17 protein-coding genes are annotated in these 16,021 nt (G+C 63.5%); 10 read left to right on the top strand and 7 right to left on the bottom strand.

Annotated elements, in window-relative coordinates:
- Positions 1 to 40 precede the first annotated feature (40 nt).
- Positions 41 to 937: a transcriptional regulator CynR gene (gene cynR, locus Q0L30_RS02930; RefSeq protein ID WP_296650949.1), complete on the bottom strand. Its 897-nt coding sequence runs from the start codon at positions 935 to 937 to the stop codon at positions 41 to 43.
- A 164-nt stretch (positions 938 to 1,101) separates the two neighbouring features.
- On the opposite strand from cynR, the gene Q0L30_RS02925 reads away from it, so the two are divergent.
- On the top strand, positions 1,102 to 1,338 hold the full coding sequence (locus Q0L30_RS02925) for a hypothetical protein (RefSeq protein ID WP_296650946.1): 237 nt from the start codon (positions 1,102 to 1,104) through the stop codon (positions 1,336 to 1,338).
- A 19-nt stretch (positions 1,339 to 1,357) separates the two neighbouring features.
- Here the strand turns inward: Q0L30_RS02925 and Q0L30_RS02920 are convergent, their stop codons facing one another.
- The gene (locus tag Q0L30_RS02920) at positions 1,358 to 1,876 is read right to left on the bottom strand and encodes a universal stress protein (RefSeq protein WP_296650944.1); all 519 of its coding nucleotides are present in this window, start codon (positions 1,874 to 1,876) and stop codon (positions 1,358 to 1,360) included.
- 101 nt (positions 1,877 to 1,977) lie between these two features.
- Between Q0L30_RS02920 and Q0L30_RS02915 the strand changes: the two genes are divergently transcribed.
- A complete protein-coding gene (locus Q0L30_RS02915; protein WP_296650941.1) occupies positions 1,978 to 2,163 on the top strand; it encodes a hypothetical protein in 186 nt (61 codons plus the stop codon).
- A gap of 224 nt (positions 2,164 to 2,387) precedes the next feature.
- A complete protein-coding gene (locus tag Q0L30_RS02910; protein WP_296650939.1) occupies positions 2,388 to 3,068 on the top strand; it encodes a cytochrome b/b6 domain-containing protein in 681 nt (226 codons plus the stop codon).
- Positions 3,069 to 3,133: 65 nt separating this feature from the next.
- Here the strand turns inward: Q0L30_RS02910 and Q0L30_RS02905 are convergent, their stop codons facing one another.
- The 3 genes from Q0L30_RS02905 to nirK are packed head-to-tail and all read right to left on the bottom strand — an operon-like array spanning position 3,134 to position 6,093.
- Positions 3,134 to 3,772, bottom strand: coding sequence for an SCO family protein (locus Q0L30_RS02905; protein WP_296650937.1), 639 nt, complete (start codon positions 3,770 to 3,772; stop codon positions 3,134 to 3,136).
- On the bottom strand, positions 3,769 to 4,560 hold the full coding sequence (locus Q0L30_RS02900) for an SUMF1/EgtB/PvdO family nonheme iron enzyme (RefSeq protein ID WP_296650935.1): 792 nt from the start codon (positions 4,558 to 4,560) through the stop codon (positions 3,769 to 3,771). Before Q0L30_RS02900 ends, Q0L30_RS02905 begins: the two co-directional genes overlap by 4 nt.
- Positions 4,561 to 4,590: 30 nt before the next feature.
- The gene (gene nirK, locus Q0L30_RS02895; protein WP_296650933.1) at positions 4,591 to 6,093 is read right to left on the bottom strand and encodes a copper-containing nitrite reductase; all 1,503 of its coding nucleotides are present in this window, start codon (positions 6,091 to 6,093) and stop codon (positions 4,591 to 4,593) included.
- Positions 6,094 to 6,461: 368 nt separating this feature from the next.
- Between nirK and Q0L30_RS02890 the strand changes: the two genes are divergently transcribed.
- A complete protein-coding gene (locus Q0L30_RS02890; protein WP_296650931.1) occupies positions 6,462 to 6,926 on the top strand; it encodes a hypothetical protein in 465 nt (154 codons plus the stop codon).
- A gap of 278 nt (positions 6,927 to 7,204) precedes the next feature.
- Here Q0L30_RS02890 and Q0L30_RS02885 read toward each other — a convergent pair whose 3' ends face one another.
- Complete coding sequence (locus Q0L30_RS02885; RefSeq protein WP_296651235.1) at positions 7,205 to 8,551, bottom strand: MFS transporter; 1,347 nt, start codon at positions 8,549 to 8,551, stop codon at positions 7,205 to 7,207.
- 244 nt (positions 8,552 to 8,795) lie between these two features.
- On the opposite strand from Q0L30_RS02885, the gene Q0L30_RS02880 reads away from it, so the two are divergent.
- Positions 8,796 to 9,620 carry an oxaloacetate decarboxylase gene (locus tag Q0L30_RS02880; RefSeq protein WP_296650928.1) on the top strand — a complete coding sequence of 275 codons (825 nt, stop codon included), beginning with the start codon at positions 8,796 to 8,798 and terminating at the stop codon, positions 9,618 to 9,620.
- A 40-nt stretch (positions 9,621 to 9,660) separates the two neighbouring features.
- On the opposite strand, the gene Q0L30_RS02875 is transcribed toward Q0L30_RS02880, so the two are convergent.
- A complete protein-coding gene (locus Q0L30_RS02875) occupies positions 9,661 to 10,449 on the bottom strand; it encodes an FRG domain-containing protein (protein WP_296650926.1) in 789 nt (262 codons plus the stop codon).
- Between the two features lie 207 nt (positions 10,450 to 10,656).
- Between Q0L30_RS02875 and Q0L30_RS02870 the strand changes: the two genes are divergently transcribed.
- From Q0L30_RS02870 to Q0L30_RS02850, 5 genes are all read left to right on the top strand, one after another.
- Positions 10,657 to 11,109: a MarR family transcriptional regulator gene (locus Q0L30_RS02870; protein ID WP_296650924.1), complete on the top strand. Its 453-nt coding sequence runs from the start codon at positions 10,657 to 10,659 to the stop codon at positions 11,107 to 11,109.
- A gap of 21 nt (positions 11,110 to 11,130) precedes the next feature.
- Complete coding sequence (locus Q0L30_RS02865; protein WP_296650921.1) at positions 11,131 to 12,399, top strand: MFS transporter; 1,269 nt, start codon at positions 11,131 to 11,133, stop codon at positions 12,397 to 12,399.
- A gap of 6 nt (positions 12,400 to 12,405) precedes the next feature.
- Positions 12,406 to 12,822, top strand: coding sequence for a DUF1801 domain-containing protein (locus Q0L30_RS02860; RefSeq protein WP_296650920.1), 417 nt, complete (start codon positions 12,406 to 12,408; stop codon positions 12,820 to 12,822).
- Positions 12,823 to 13,029: 207 nt separating this feature from the next.
- Positions 13,030 to 13,911 carry a LysR substrate-binding domain-containing protein gene (locus Q0L30_RS02855; protein ID WP_296650918.1) on the top strand — a complete coding sequence of 294 codons (882 nt, stop codon included), beginning with the start codon at positions 13,030 to 13,032 and terminating at the stop codon, positions 13,909 to 13,911.
- A gap of 179 nt (positions 13,912 to 14,090) precedes the next feature.
- Positions 14,091 to 15,812 carry a methyl-accepting chemotaxis protein gene (locus Q0L30_RS02850; protein WP_296650916.1) on the top strand — a complete coding sequence of 574 codons (1,722 nt, stop codon included), beginning with the start codon at positions 14,091 to 14,093 and terminating at the stop codon, positions 15,810 to 15,812.
- The last annotated feature ends 209 nt before the right edge of the window (positions 15,813 to 16,021 follow it).

Below are 16,021 nucleotides of genomic sequence, written 5' to 3'. Positions count from 1 at the left end.
CGGGCACGCGAGAGTGGCCGATTGCCCCGCCTTCAACGGCCTAGCGTTGCGCGAAGCCTTCGCTTTCAACCAGTTCGATCAGCATGGCCGAAAACGCCTTCGCCGCCAGCGTCGTATAGGCGTTGCGACGCGAAAGCAATGCCACCGTCCTTTGCGGCAGTGCGGGCGAGACGGCCAGGCTGACGAGCCCGTCGTGTTCCCGCATCACCGCCGAGGGCAGGATCGACGCGAGCGTGCCTTGCTTTACGAGCTTGAGCACCGTCCCCAGTGCGTTCGACTGCACCATGACCGGTGGCCGGGTTTGATGCACACGCAACCATGTGTCGGCGAACTGGCGCACGACGAAATCCGGGCTGAGCAGCGTCATGGGCGTCGCGGCGAGTTCGGCGGCGGGAATGGGCTTTTTCCGCCGCGCGAGATTGTGACGCTTCGACACCACGAGCGCGATGTGCTCCTCGAACAGAGGTTGCGCTTGAATTTCTTCCGAGCGCACATCGGTAAAGCCGATGCCGAGATCGAGTTCGTCGCGCAGGAGCCCGCCCTCGATTTCTTCCAGCGGCTTCTCCGCGAGTTCGATGGCAATAGCCGGATGCGCCGTGCGAAATTTCTGCAACGCGGGATCGATCAGGTATTCGGAGAAAGTCGGCGTATAGGCGAGGCGCAGCAGACCGCGTGTGAGGTCGCGCAATTCGTGCAGCGCGCGTCGGCCGGCTTCGAGCTGCGCCAGCGCCTGCTTTGCGTGCTCGACGTATTCGCGGCCAAAATCGGTGAGGCTCACGGTGCGGCCAGTGCGGTCGAAAAGCTGGCCGCCCAGTTCGCTCTCCAGTTGCCGGATCTGCTGCGACAACGCGGGCTGGGAAACGTGCAGCACCTCGGCGGCGCGCGTGAAGTTCTTCAGTTCTGCGACGGTTACCACGTATCGAAGGGGGCGCAGCATCGAGCTCCGGTCCTCTATAAGAGTCACTTATCGGAACGATTGCAATATCGTCTTGGACACCCGCCATCGGGATGCACAGAATGGACTGGTGTAAACGCTGGGTGAACGCATGACAACGGCAGGCGCCCAGCCTGCGTGTTGCAATTTTACAAGCGGGGCAACGAATGTTTGAAGCGATTGTAATGTCCGTGCTCGCGGTTTTCGCCGGGGTCTGTTTGACCTTTTTGACGGCGGTATTGCTGCCGGACGAGGCAGCCGAGCGGGCCAATCGCGGCGGACTTTTTGCCGATCTCGGCAGCGACGCATCGCAATACCCGCAGGCACGTGCGTGCCGCACCGCAAATGCCGCAGCGCGGTACCGCCGCAAAACGCGTCGAACACCTTTCGGACTGGAAGCTTGATCCTCGCGCAGCGCCCTGCTTACGCGGGCGCCGGTTCTGGTTCTGGCGCGGTCACGACCAGCACGTTGCACGACACGCGGTCAAGCAACAGGCGGTCGTCGCGACCTTCCCACCAGCGGGCCAATGCGCCGCGGCGATGATGCCCGAGCACGACGACATCGGGTTTCAACATTTCGCAATAGCGCGCAATCTCGTCGATCGGCCGCCCAACCACAAAATGGCCTTGCGCATCGAGCCCCATCGCGGTCAGGCGTGCGACGCCCTCGCGCAAAATCTCCCGGGCCGCGTCTTCTGCCGAATCCAGCGGCACTGCCAATGTCACATCCGCCATCGCCCACTGCACCGGCGCGTTATCGAGCACGGCCAGCAAGTGCGTTTGCGCGTGGCACTCGAGCGCAAGCTGCGCCCCTTCGCGTAACGCCCGGCGCCCTTCCCGCGAGGCGTCGTAGCACAGCAGAATCCGGCTGAAAGAAGACATTTTCTCCTCCCCCGCTTTGCGTTGCGTGAGGTCCGAAGCGCGCGCGGCCTGCGACGACACGTGTTGCGAACTGTCCGTTTCGATTATAGGCGTTGTATCACAGCGTGATATAGTTGACACGTGCGTTGTCACTGCGATCACGGCGTCATCAGGGAGGCCGTATGCTCATCACCAGTGGATTCGAGATCACCTATGTTCTCATTGCGTTCGCGTTGCTCGGCGCAATCCTGATCGGCGCGCTCATTACCGCGCTCCATCTGGAGCGCTGGCATCCACGGCTCATCGGGGCCGCCATCGGCACATTGCTCGGGTTCGTTCTCATCGAAGCACTACCGATGATGACCTGAAACGCGCGATTAATCACTACGTGCTTTCACGCGCCATGCGCGTGAATTCCGCATCGACGCGGCGCTTCACAGGCGCATGGCCATTGATGTTGCAGGGCAGCACGCCGCCGCACATTGCGGCGCACCACAGCGTGCCGCGCCCGCGACACGCGAATACGGATTCGCTAGACTCGTACTCAGGAGGAGCGGCACCACACGCCGCTCTCTCTCTCTCGCGCGTGTCTATGGAATCGAATCGAGCCAATGCCGTCCGCGAACGCCCGGTGCGCGTCTGGGACTTCCCGACGCGGCTCTTTCACTGGCTGACCGTCGCGCTCGTGGCCGGCGCCTGGATCACCGAGCGGTTCAACTGGATCAACCTGCACGTGCGCTTTGGCGAAACGCTGCTCGCGCTCGTGCTGTTCCGGCTGATGTGGGGTTGTGTCGGGAGCGAAACTTCGCGCTTCGGCAGTTTCATCTCAACGCCAGCGGCGGCGTTCCGGCATCTGCGGCATCTCTTCAGGCGCGAGCCGGACATCCAGGTTGGGCACAATCCCGCAGGCGCCTGGATGGTTCTGCTGCTGCTCGCACTTTTGTTGATCGAGACGCTAAGCGGCATTTACGTCTACAACGATATCGCCGACGAGGGGCCGCTTAGCGAGATCGTTCCGGCGCGCATCGCGAACGCGATCTCGGCGCTGCACGCTTATGGCTGGTATGTTCTGCTCGCCGCGGTGGTGCTGCATCTTTGCGCGATTGGCGTCTACGCGCTCGCGAAAGGCCACAATCTGCTGGGCCCGATGCTCACGGGCCGCAAGCGGCTGCCCTCGACAATCGCCTCACCGGCACGCGCTTCGCTCTGGCTCGCCGCGCTATTGCTGGCGCTTGCGGCAATGATCGTGGCGCTGCTCGCCACGTATCTTTGACAATCCACGCCAGCTTTAAAGTCGTCTTCGGGTTGCTCCGGGATCGGCTCGACCTCGCGTATCCCTCAGTGCTTCGCAACCTGTGCCTTCACGGCATCGACAAACGCCGGATCGAGTGCGCCGACAACCGTTGTTTGCGCAATGACCCGACCGTTCTCGTCCAGCAGTGCAATCACGGCATTGTGGCTGATATCGCCGCCCGCGCGGTGACGGTAGGCAATACCCAGCGTGGCGGCAAACGCCATCACGTCGCCGGACGCCGGGCGCGTCACACGCCAGTACGCCGGATCGAGTTGATGCGCCTTCGCCATGGCCGCGAGATTGAGGACATCGTCGTGTTCCGGATCGAAGCTGATCATCAGAACGGGAGGCGCGGTGCGACCGGCTGCATCCACAGCGCGGCGCGTCTGATCGATCGTGTCGACCGTCAACGGGCATGCCGAGGTGCAGGACGCGTAGAACATGCTGACGATGACCGGCTTTCCGCGCACTGACGCGAGATCGAACTTGCGCCCTTGCTGGTCCTGCAATACAAGCGGGGTTCGGTAGAGCGAATCGCCCGGAAGCTGCGCGGCAGGCGCTGCGGCAATGGCCGGCGCGCTGGCGAGCAGGCAGGCGCCGAGCACCGGGCCGAGCACTGAGTTGAGCACATAAGGCAAACACAGTGCGTAGAGCACGCGACAGACACCACGGATGTGCTTCATGTTTTTTCTCCGTCGCCGACGTCCTTGACGCACCGGAAGCCCACATTGGCGCTATCGGCAGGCGCAAGCGCGGCGAGAGCCGCGACACGCATCAGCAACGCGTAATCGGTGCGATCGACAAACGCGAGCGCCGCACCGCCACAAAGCTGCAGTTGCCCGGTTCCACCGGGGGCGCGCGTGTCGGTATTCACGAACAATGCCGCGTAGTCGTTCACCCATTCGCCCACAAGCGAATGCATGCCGTACAACCCGTACGTGTTCGGCGCGTTGCTGTTGTCGGCTTTGGTCTGTGCGCTGCTGAAACTGGCGGTCAGAGCCGCAAGAATGCGTGCCTTGCGGATAACGTCAGCGCGAGCGTCACGATGGTGTGCGTCCGCTGCCGCGGCGTATTCCCACTCGATCCAGTCGGGCAGACGCGCGTGTTCGGAAGCACAAAAGGCGCGCGCAGCAAACCAGCTGACTTTCGTCACCGGCTGATCGGCTGGCGCGTTGTCGCCGAGTCTCGACGACCCGGCCCAGTGAGACAAATACCCCGAAGAGGCGAACAAGGAGGCGACGCGATCCCGGCGCCAACTCGGGTCCTGCTTGACGAAAGCGAGGAACTCCGCGTTGGTTACGAGCTTCGTGCGCATGCGAAAGGCCGCTACGTCGACGGCGTCGGTCGCATTGCCCTCTTGCGCAATCGCGCTACGAAACGATCCCCCCGGCACGAAGGCGTATTGCCCATCGGCATACGCACACGAAGCTGCCAGTAAGAGTACGGCGGCCAACAGCCTGGGGGATCGCATCGTTGAACTCCACTCCGGTAAGTCGCAGCGTCAGTGTGCCGAGGTCGGCGTGCGCGCTGCTGCCACTTCTTCCGGGCTCACATGTCCGCCCGGATTGCCCCAGCTGTTCAGCACATACGTCAGTGCGCCGGCGATTTCCTGGTCGGTCAGTTGCGGACCGAGCGGCGGCATCGACGAATCGAAGTGCTCGCCATTCACCGTGACCTTCCCGTTCAGACCGTTCAGCACGATGTGAATCGCACGCTTCGGATCGGCTGCGAGGAAGTCGGACTTCGCGAGCGGCGGGAACACGGTCGGAATGCCACTGCCCGTTGCCTGGTGACACGCGGCACAGATGCCCTCGAACACGTGCTTGCCCGTTGCGACGAGATCGGCCGGCTTGCCTGCTGCTGCATGCGTACTCGTGGCGTGTACCGGCGCTGCCGTGCTCGATTGCGCGGCTGCACCCGACGCTGCGGCTGCTGCTGCCGGTGCTGCCGGTGCCGTCGTTGCCTTCGCCATCGCCGTAACCGGGCCCGGTGCGTAGACTTCCGGCGCGGGCGCACCGTCCACCTTCAGCATGCCCAGCGCGCCCTTGTTGAACGTGCGGAAGATCGAGTGATCGACCAGCAGGAACGTGCCCGGCACCGGCGTATTGAACTGGACCACCTTCGCGCTGCCCGCAGGAATCAGCGTGGTCTGCACATTCTCTTCGTAGTGCTTGAGCGAGCCGTCCCACACGCGGTCGAAGATCGCCCCGATCACGTGGAAGCTCGACACCAGGTTGGGACCGCCATTGCCCACGAACAGACGCACGCTCTCGCCGACCTTGGCCTTCAGGGCGTTATCGCCCGTGAGCGCGCCTTCACGGCCGTTGAACAGCACGTAGGTCGGACGCTCGTCGAGGGCCTTCTCCATGTCGAAGCCCTGCATGCCTTGCTCGTGATACTTGCCGGCCGTGTAGAAATCGCCCTGCATCACGTAGTATTCGTGGTCGACCTTCGGCAGGCCTTCCGGCGGATCCACTTCGATCATGCCGTACATGCCGTTGGCGATGTGCATGCCGACCGGCGTTGCCGCGCAGTGGTAAACGAACAGGCCGGAGTTCAGCGCCTTGAACGTGAACACACCCTCGTGGCCCGGCGACGTCAGCGTCAGCGGCGCGCCGCCGCCAGGACCGGTCACTGCGTGAAGGTCGATGTTGTGCGGCATGTGCGAATCCGGCGGATTCGTCAGGTGCAATTCAACCGTGTCGCCCTGGCGCACGCGGATAAAGCTGCCCGGCACGGTGCCGCCAAACGTCCAGAAGTCGTACGTCACGCCGTCCGCGATTTCCTTTTTGACTTCCTTGATGTCGAGATTGACGATCACGCGCGCCGGATACTTACGGTCGATCGGAGGCGGCACGTTCGGCGGGCTGGTCAGCACAGCCTGAATCGGCGCACCCTGCGGCGCACCCAGATCACCCGGCACCGCAGTCGCGGAAAGCGCCGAATAAGAGAAACCGGCCAGCAAACCGGCAACGGCCAAAGCAGTACAAATTTTTCGTTTCATGAGCATTCTCCTTATTTGCTCTCGCTGCCGGGAGCTGTGATGCGCCAGGAATAATTTGGCGCCGAAAATCCCCAGACGGCGGCTAACATTCCCTTTCTTTCAGTAATCCACGGCGCGTTAAACAGAGCGTTTTGTGTGTATTCTCGTCCGAATTTCGTTCGGAATTTCCTGCCGGAACCAGGCGATATTGATTACCTGAAGACGATTCTCCCGTTCACGCACGCAATTCTCCCTGCGGCAACGGGTGCCGCACGAGCGGATCGAGGACTGGCTTCCCTGCGCAGCCGATGCGAGCTATTCGGGGAATAGCGACGCGGGCAAAAAACACCTGTCACCCGTTAAAGCCGGGTTTGAGATGCGCAACCATAATGAACCGAGATCCCAATGCCAATTACATTCAGCGCGGGCAGCAAACCGATTTTCAGATAGCCATTCCCCGGCAAAATGAAATAATGTCTTTCGCGACTTCAACGATATCAGTGCAACCTGTTAATTACGACTTCGTAACAGGAAAGAGACTAAACCCTCCGGTAATAGATATCTTTGATAGCCATCAATTTCTCAATTTCGGTTATGCAGCAGAATGCCGCACATATTCCCGTGACGATGAAAGGGTTTTAGGTCACTCAAAAAATCAGACATCCGGCGCATTTCCTTACTTGCACAATGGTTTTATTAGCCACATAAGCACGCGAGGCCTTGCCAGTCCGGCAATTGCGCGAATTATTCAGATAGACACGCGCTGCGCAGACCGCGATTTTTTAATTTCGCCCCGGGCAATCTTGTCCTTGCGCAACCATTTCGGGCGGCTTCGCGACGGGATGACGAAATAGCGCACCGCGCAGTCTTGCGTGCGCTTTTGCAGGCGTCGCGCGCAGATGATGAGGCACGTCGAAGCGTGAAACGATGCGCGGCGCATGAGCCGGACAGGGCCGCGATTGACGGTTCGCAACATCGTCGTGATAGCGGCTGCATGCGTGCGTTGTGCAGCCGGGTCGCAAGCGTTGCCGGCATCATGCAAACCGCATGTGGGCGCACCGAATCAGTCAATGCGCCAGTTGCCTGGCGCATTGACCTGCCGTGCCGCAAAGCCGTACCGCAAACCGATAGCTCATGCGGGCCGTGAAGCGTGTCCGCCATCGTGCAACGCATGCGCTTCATCGTATTCGCGCGAGATATCCTTGTTCGTGTAGTCGCCCATGCGCCACGCGGCAAAGAGGCTGACCACGGCGCACACGAGGATGTACGCCGCAATCGCATAGCCCGAGCGGTAGTAAGCGAAGAGCGCCGTTGCGATCAATGGCGCGGGACCGCCGGCAATGACGGAAGCCAGTTGATAGCCGAGCGACGCGCCGCTGTAGCGCAGCCGCCCCGTGAACGATTCGGCGATAAAGGCTGCCTGCGGACCGTACAGCATCGAGTGCGGCACCAGCGAAAGCACGATCGCCGCGAAGATCCACATTGGATTTCTGGTGTCGACCATCGCGAAGTAGAGAAAGCCGAATACGCCTACCGCCACGGCGCCGATCATGTACATGCGCTTGCGCCCGATCCGGTCGGACAGGTGGCCGAAAAACGGAATCGTGCCGAATTCCACGACGGAAGCCGCGAGCACTGCGATTAGCAGGAGGTTCCGCGATACGCCGAGGTTCGTCACGCCATACGTGAAGACAAAGGCAGTAAAGATGTAGAACGGCGCCTGTTCGGCCATACGTGCGAGCGCCGAATACAGAATGTCTTTCGGCTGGCGGCGGATCACCTCGAGCATCGGGGTCTTTTCGATCTTGCGCTCGGCGAGCAGCTTCGCAAATATTGGCGTCTCCAGGATGTTCAAGCGGATGTAGAGGCCGATTGCGACGAGCACGATGCTCATGAAGAACGGCACACGCCATCCCCAGGTGAGGAACGCGCTACCGGAGATTTCGCTCATCGCCAGAACCGCCAGGTTGGCGATGAACAGTCCCGCCGGCACGCCGAACTGCGGCCAGGAAGCCACAAAGCCGCGGTGCGAATTGGTTCGCGCCCACTCCATGGACATCAGCACCGAGCCGCCCCACTCGCCGCCCACGCCCACACCCTGAATGAAGCGCAGCACGGTGAGAATCACGGCGCCCCAGATACCGATCGAGGCATAGGTCGGAACGAACGCCACGGCGAACGTGGCGAGCCCCATCGTGAGCAGCGTCACGATCAGCGTGGCCTTGCGGCCGACGCGATCGCCGTAGTGGCCGAAAATCGCCGCACCGACCGGCCGCGCAATAAAACCGACCGCGTAAATCAGAAACGCCTGCAGCGTGCCGACGAGCGGATCGGATTCAGGAAAGTACAGTTTCGCGAAAACGAGGCCCGTTACGATGCTGTAGAGAAAGAAGTCGTACCACTCGATCGTCGTGCCGATCGTGCTGGCAATGACAGCGCGGCGCAACTGACGTTGGGCGTCTTCCGCGGATAGGGGCATCACCCCCGATGATTCATCAGTCATTTCGTACCCCAAAAAGAAAGGTAGATCTGAACGATTGGATAGTTACGTACCGAATTAACTTCAATCAGGTTTCGGCTCCGGCATCTGCGATAGCAAACATTTCATGTCCCTCCATGTTGGTGTGAGCTCACGCCGACCGCACGAAACGACTACCCCGTTTATGCTGGCGAGCGTGCGGCACTCACGCTTGCCGTCCCCTTATTCGACCAGGAGACACGTCATGCCTCAAACCACAGGCGAAAAGCGCGCGGCGTTTCGCGCGCTGCACGAGTCCGGCTGCTTCATGCTGCCGAATCCGTGGGATGTGGGCAGCGCCCGTTATTTGCAGGACCTCGGCTTCAAGGCGCTCGCCACCACCAGTTCCGGATTTGCCTGGTCCACGGGCCACGCCGACAACACCGTCGGCCGCGAGGCGGTGCTTGCCCATCTGCGCGCAATCGCGAGCGCGACGGACCTGCCCGTGAACGCCGATTTCGAAAGTGGTTTCGGCGCGAACCCCGATGAAGTTGAGCAAAGCGTGTGCCTGGCGGTGGAAACGGGCGTTGCGGGCCTGTCCATCGAGGACTCGACGAGCGACCCGGCCGCGCCGCTGTTTCCGGTCGAGGTTGCCGTCGAGCGGATCAAGGCGGCGCGGCGCGCCATCGACGCACACGGCGGCGACACGCTGCTCGTCGGACGCGCCGAGAATTTTTTCGCGGGCAAGGCCGATCTCGACGACGCCATCCGTCGCCTCGTGGCCTACGCGGACGCGGGCGCCGATTGCCTTTACGCGCCGGGCATCCAGACGCGCGAACAGATCGCCGCCGTGGTCGGCGCAGTCGCGCCGAAGCCGGTCAACGTGCTGGTGGGTTCGGTCTCGGAGTTCACGCTTGCGGATCTCGCGGCGCTCGGCGTGCGGCGCGTGAGCGTCGGCGGCGCATTGGCGCGCGCGGCATGGGGCGCTTTCATGCGCGCCGCGCAGGCGCTGGCCGAGGGCCGCTTCGACGGCTTCGAAGGCGCCGCGCGCGGCCCGCAGCTCAATGGCATTTTCAGGGCGAACCACTAGCGCGGCTAACGCGGCTGGCCCGGCTGGCGCGCCGCGGGCGTCACGGAGACGGCATCAGACCCGGCCAGACGATTTCCAGTTCGACCGCAATCGAGCGCGCAAGACCGTCGAGCCCCGGAAGCAGCGATGCATTGGTGATGTTCATCCGGTAGAGCCACTTCATCGCGTCGACGCGAATGCGCTCGGGCAGCACGATCTTGTGCAGGAGTTCTTCGTTGCTTTCGTAGCCGTCGAGAATGGCCTGTAGCGACTTGTCGATGACGCCGGGCACCACGAACGTGCCCGACTGCGCGACGAGCCGGTCGTCCATTTCCGTGGGTTCGCCGAACCACACGATCTCGTGGCGGTTTGAAAAATAGTACCGGTCGAAATTGTCGTGCACGCGGGGATCGATCATGTCGCGCGTGAGCGTCGGGTTGGCCTTCGGCACGGCCCGGTTATTCCACAGCGCGGGCGTATTCAGCGCGAAGACCGCCGCATCGCCGGTCGCGCGTTCAAGTGCGAAGAACGCGGCGACGAAGGGACTTTTCGTGAAATCGAGCAGGCGCGTCGGCGCGCCGTGGTGCTGCATCAGCGCGAGGCAGCGCAGGTCGTCCTTGAGCAGGTCGGGATGCGCGAGAAAGTTGTGCGCCTTGCGCCGGAAGATGCGGATCGCCCGCTCCTCGCGCACGCGCCACTGGCTGCGGTCCAGCACATAGTCGCGCATGTAGCGCGAAAGCGAGCTTTCGAGCCGCCAGGCCTCGTTTTGCTGCCCCCGAAAGGCCCAGCCTTCGAGCTGCATCGTGAGCGCCATGAACTGCTGCCAATCGGTGATTACGACCGTCTGCATTGCCAATCCTCGAAGCGGCGAGCGGGCCGACAGGCGCCGCCCTTGCCATCGCGCCGATCCTACCGGCGAGGCAAGACGCCTCCGTGAACGGCAGGCCCGAATTCCAGGCCCGATTCAAAAGCCCGCATTACAGGCTCAAATGTAAGGCCCAGGGCAGATCTGAAGCCAAACTTTGAAGTTTGCCTTCCTTTCTCCTAGAATGCCCGCATGACCCGCCGCAATCCCCTCGCCGAACACGATCTCGCCGCCCAGCTCGCGAGCGAGATCCGCGCCCTGATCGGCAAACTCAGACGCCGCCTGCGCGAACAGTCCAACCCCGGAGACTTCACGCCGTCGCAGGTCGCCGTGCTCGTGCGCCTCGACCGCGAAGGGCCGGGCACCGTAACGAGCCTCGCGCGCGCCGAAGGCATGCGCCCGCAGTCGATGGGCGCCGTGATCGCGCAACTCGACGCCGCCGGCCTCCTGAATGGCGCACCCGACCCCGACGACGGCCGCCAGACGCTCTGGTCGCTCACCGACGCCTGCGCCGCGTGGCTGCGCGATGTCCGGGCAGCGCGCCAGGACTGGCTCTCGCATACGATCGAAGCAAAGCTCGACGAGGACGAACAGCGGGAACTCGCTGCCGCACTCGATCTGCTCCAGCGGCTCGTAGATGACTGAGCGACTGACGCCGGAGCACGCATGAGCACCTCGTCGGACGGCGTCTTTCGCTCGCTGCGCAGCTTCAATTACCGCGTGTGGGCGAGCGGCGCGATCGTGTCCAACATCGGCACGTGGATGCAGCGCACGGCGCAGGACTGGCTCGTTCTCACCGGGCTTACGCACCACAGCGCGGCGGCGGTGGGCGTGGTCATGGGGCTGCAATTCGGGCCCCAGTTGCTCTTCCTGCCGTGGTCCGGCTACGCCGCCGATCATCTCGACCAACGCAAGCTGCTGATGGCCACGCAGGCGACGCTGGGCGCGCTCGCGCTCTTGCTCGGCGTGTTGACCGTCTCCGGCGTCGTGCAGCTCTGGCACGTCTACGCATTCGCCTTCCTGTTCGGCTGCACGACGGCCTTCGATGCGCCGGTGCGGCAGACCTTCGTCTCCGAACTGGTCGGCGACGGCGACCTGCCCAACGCCGTCGCGCTCAATTCCACCTCGTTCAATGCAGCGCGTATGGTCGGCCCTGCCGTGGCGGGCGTGGTGATCGCATCGGTCGGCGTGGGATGGGCGTTTATCGTCAACGGCCTCTCGTTCGTCGCCGTGCTGATCTCGCTCACGCACCTGCGCACGCAGGAACTGCGCACACGCGGGCGTGCCCGTCCGGCGCGCGGCAGCATGACGGCGGGCTTTCGCTACGTGTGGTCGCGCCCCGACCTCAAGGCCATCGTCGTCATGCTCGCACTGGTCGGCACGTTCGGCCTGAACTTTCCGATCTTCATCTCGACGATGGCCGTACGCGTCTTTCATACCGACGCGGGCGGCTACGGCCTCCTCTCGTCGTTGATGGCCGTCGGCACCGTGTCCGGCGCGCTGCTCGGCGCGCGACGCAGCCTGCCGCGCTTTGGCTCGCTGCTCACGGGCTCCGTGCTGTTCGGTGTCGGCTGTGCGCTTGCGGCAATCGCGCCCGGCTATGGATGGTTCGGCGCGGCGCTCGTGCTCATTGGCGTCGCTGCATTGACGCTCACGACGACGACCAACAGCCTCATGCAACTCTCGACCGAGCCCGCCATGCGCGGGCGCGTCATGGCGATCCGGCTCGCGGTGGTGCTGGGCGGTACGCCCATCGGCGCGCCGATCGTCGGCTGGGTGGCCGATCATTACGGCCCGCGCTGGGCGCTGGTGGTGGGTGCGGCTTCGGGCATCGCCGCAGCGTTCGTCGCGGCACGCGAGATGCGGCGAGAAGCACACGCCGACGAGACATCGGTGTTAGCGTCGCAGGACTCCGACCACGACATCGAGGCATGAAATCCCATGAATGCATCCGAACGCATCGACCAGATGATCGCGGAGCTCACGGACTGGCGCGGGCAAACACTCGCGGCCGTTCGCAGGCTCATTCTCGATGCCGATCACGAGATCGTCGAGGAATGGAAGTACATGGGAAGCCCGGTCTGGTATCGCGACGGCATGATCGCCGTCGCCAATGCCCACAAGGACAAGGTGAAACTGACGTTCGCCTTTGGCGCAAGCCTCCCCGATCCCGGGAAGCTGTTCAACGCGGGCCTCGACGGCAACGCGAGACGGGCCATCGACTGGTTCGAGGGCGACGCAGTCGATGAACGCGCTTTAACAGCGCTGATCCGTGCCGCGGTGGAATTCAATCGAAACAAGAAGCAAAAGACGGCCACGGGAGCGCGGTCGAAAGCGCCGAAGATGCCGCGCCCGTAGTGGCCCGTACCAGCCCGCAGCAAACAGCGCGTAGCAGCCGTAGCACTGCGGTGAGCGCCCATTCGGGCAAGGGCATACCGGCGATGGCCGCAACTTCGCCCTCACATTACGAGCGCTGCGCGTTCCGAAACTGTCACACAACGCGGATAGATTGCGTTTTTCGGTCGAAACCGCCGTTCGCGACGGTTTATTCGCTCGGCGCCCGCCATGACCCTCACGCAGATCCGCAGTTTCATCGCCGTTGCGCAGCACGGCGGCTTCACCGCCGCTGCACGGGCGCTCTCCACGAGTCAGACGACGATCACGTCGCAGATCCAGGCCCTCGAACGCGAGCACGGTGTCGAACTCTTTCACCGGCGCGGCCGGCGCGTGGAACTGTCCGCGGTCGGGCTGGAATTCCTCCCCATTGCGCGGCGCATCAGCGGCTACGAGAGCGACGCCATCTCGCTGCTGCACGATAGCGGCGCGCTTCAGCGCGGCACGCTGAAAATCGGCGCAGTCGGTCCGGCTCACGTGACCGAGATGATCGAGGCCTGGCATGCCATCTATCCGCGCATGCAGCTCTCGGTGACGCTCGGCAATTCCGAGGAAGTGCTGCGCGACCTCGATCAGTACGCCTGCGACGTGGGCGTCGTGGCCCGCGCATTCGAAGACACGCGCTATTACACGCAGCCGTACGGGACGTTTCCCGTCATCGCGTTCGTCGACAAGGCGCATCGCTTTGCCGCTCGCAAGTCGATCACGTTGAAGGAACTCGCCCGCGAACCGCTCCTCATGCGCGAGCCCGGTTCGACCACGCGGCGCGCGATTGAAGACGCACTCGGCGAAGCAAGCCTTTGCCCCAGCATCGCCATGGAAATCGGCAGCCGCGAAGCGCTGCGCGAAGCCGTCGCGCGCGGTCTCGGCGTCGGGACGGTATCGCAGGCCGAGTACGTGCCCGACGAACGCCTGCGCCCGTTGCGCATCGAGGGCGATCCGGTCGTCACGCACATCCACGTCTGCTGTTTGAGCGAGCGGCGCGAGAGCCGTCTCGTCGCATCGTTCTTCTCAGCCGTCGAGCGCTGCCGGCCGTTCGCCCGCACGGCCTGAACGTCGCGGCCCGGTCAACGCCCCCAGGCACATCAACGCGACATTCCAGCGCGGATTCGCCCCGCGAGGGTTCAGATTGCTCCAGATCGTCCGATAAACAGAGTGGGGAGGCCGTCCCGCCTGCCTGGATTGCGTGTTGGGACAATGCAGCAACACGAGAGAGACCGGGAATTCCAAAAGTGAACCGTATATCGTTGAACAAGAAGGCGTGGTGCATCATCGCCCTGCTGTGGATCTCGCTCGTCGTCATGATTGTCGCGAATGCGGTCATGACGCGGCAGAACATGCTGAACGATCGCGAAGAGATGCTCGCGCAGCAGGTCGACACGGCGATGGGCGTGGTCGCGTTCTTCCAGAAGCAGGCCACGTCCGGCCAGATATCCGCCGACGAAGCAAAGCGCCTGACCATCGCGGCCCTGCGCAACATACGTTACGGCGCCGATCAGAGCGGTTACTTCGGCGCTTACGATTCGCGGGCCTGGGCCGTGCTCGTTCCGCCCAAGCCCGAACTCGAGAACAAGGACCAGTCCGGCATGCTGGACGCACGCGGCAGCCACGTTGCCGTCGAGATCGTGAAGAGTTCGTCGCCTGGCGGCAATCACCTCACCCGCTACGTGTGGCCGAAGCCGGGCCACAGCCAGCCGGTCGGCAAGATCACCTACTCCGTATTCGTGCCCGAGTACGACTGGCACCTCTTCTCGGGCCTCTATGTCGACGACATCGACGACGCGTTCTTCAGCGCGCTGATCCGCAACCTCGTGCTCGTGACGCTGATTGGCGTGGCCGTCACGATCGGCATGGTCTGGCTGATCCGCAGCATCCGCGCAAGCCTCGGCGGCGAACCGGGCTACGCCACCGCAATCTGCACGCGCATTGCCGCGGGCGATCTCACCACGCAGGTGAAGGTCAGGAACGGCGACTCGCACAGCCTGCTGTACGCGATGAGTCAGATGCAGCGGCAACTCGTGGAAGCCGTGCGGCGCATCCAGCAGTCCGCCGAATCGATCACGACGGGCGCCAGCGAAATCGCGACCGGCAATCTCGACCTTTCGTCGCGCACCGAAGAGCAGGCCGCCTCGCTCGAAGAAACCGCGGCGAGCATGGAGCAACTGACCGCGACGGTGAAACACAACAGCGACAACGCGCGCCAGGGCAATACGCTCGCGGTCAACGCGTCCCAGGTCGCCGCGCGCGGCGGCGACGCCGTGCGCCGCGTCGTGGCGACGATGCACGATATTTCGACGACGTCCGAACGCGTCGAGCAGATCATCAGCGTAATCGACAGCATCGCGTTCCAGACCAACATCCTCGCGCTCAACGCCGCCGTGGAAGCGGCGCGCGCGGGAGACCAGGGACGCGGCTTCGCCGTCGTCGCCGCCGAAGTCCGCACCCTCGCGCAGCGCAGCGCCAGTGCCGCGAAGGAAATCAAGGAATTGATCGGCCAGTCGGTCACGCAGGTGGCGGAAGGCTCGAAGCTCGTCGACGAGGCGGGCACGACCATCGACGAAGTCGTGGTGTCCGCAAGACGCGTGGCCGACCTCATGGGCGAAATCGCCGCCGCTTCCGAAGAGCAGCACTCGGGCATCGAACAGGTCAACAAGGCCGTCTCGCAGATGGACGAGATGACACAACAAAATGCGGCACTGGTGGAAGAAGCGTCGGCGGCAGCCCAGGCGATGGCTACGCAATCGCACGGCTTGCGTGACGTGATCTCGGCGTTCCGGATCGGCGCGACGCGCGAGGCGCCGGTTGCCGCCGCGCCCAGGCCCGTAAAACCGGCTGCGCCGCACGAACCGAAAGTGAAGGTAAAGGCGCGTGCGAGCGCTGCCCCCGTGCGTCAGCGGGAGCCGGAACTTCCGGCCGGTGCGGCCAGTGCGGAGCACGACTGGGAAACGTTCTGACGCGCACGATGCGTACGAAGCACAGCGGGTAAAACCATAGCGGGCGGCTATGCCTTAACCGGCGTGCCGCCCGCATCCGCATTCGCTTGCGGCCGCAATGACCGCACGCTGTCCCGCGTATCGTGCGTATCGTGCGTATCGTGCGTATCGTGCGTATCGTGCGTATCGTGCGTATCGTGCGTATCGTGCGTATCGTGCGTATCGTGCGT

The sequence above is a fragment of the Paraburkholderia sp. genome, from assembly GCF_024281035.1.
GTDB lineage: Bacteria > Pseudomonadota > Gammaproteobacteria > Burkholderiales > Burkholderiaceae > Paraburkholderia.
This window is presented reverse-complemented; position numbering and strand designations above follow the sequence as displayed.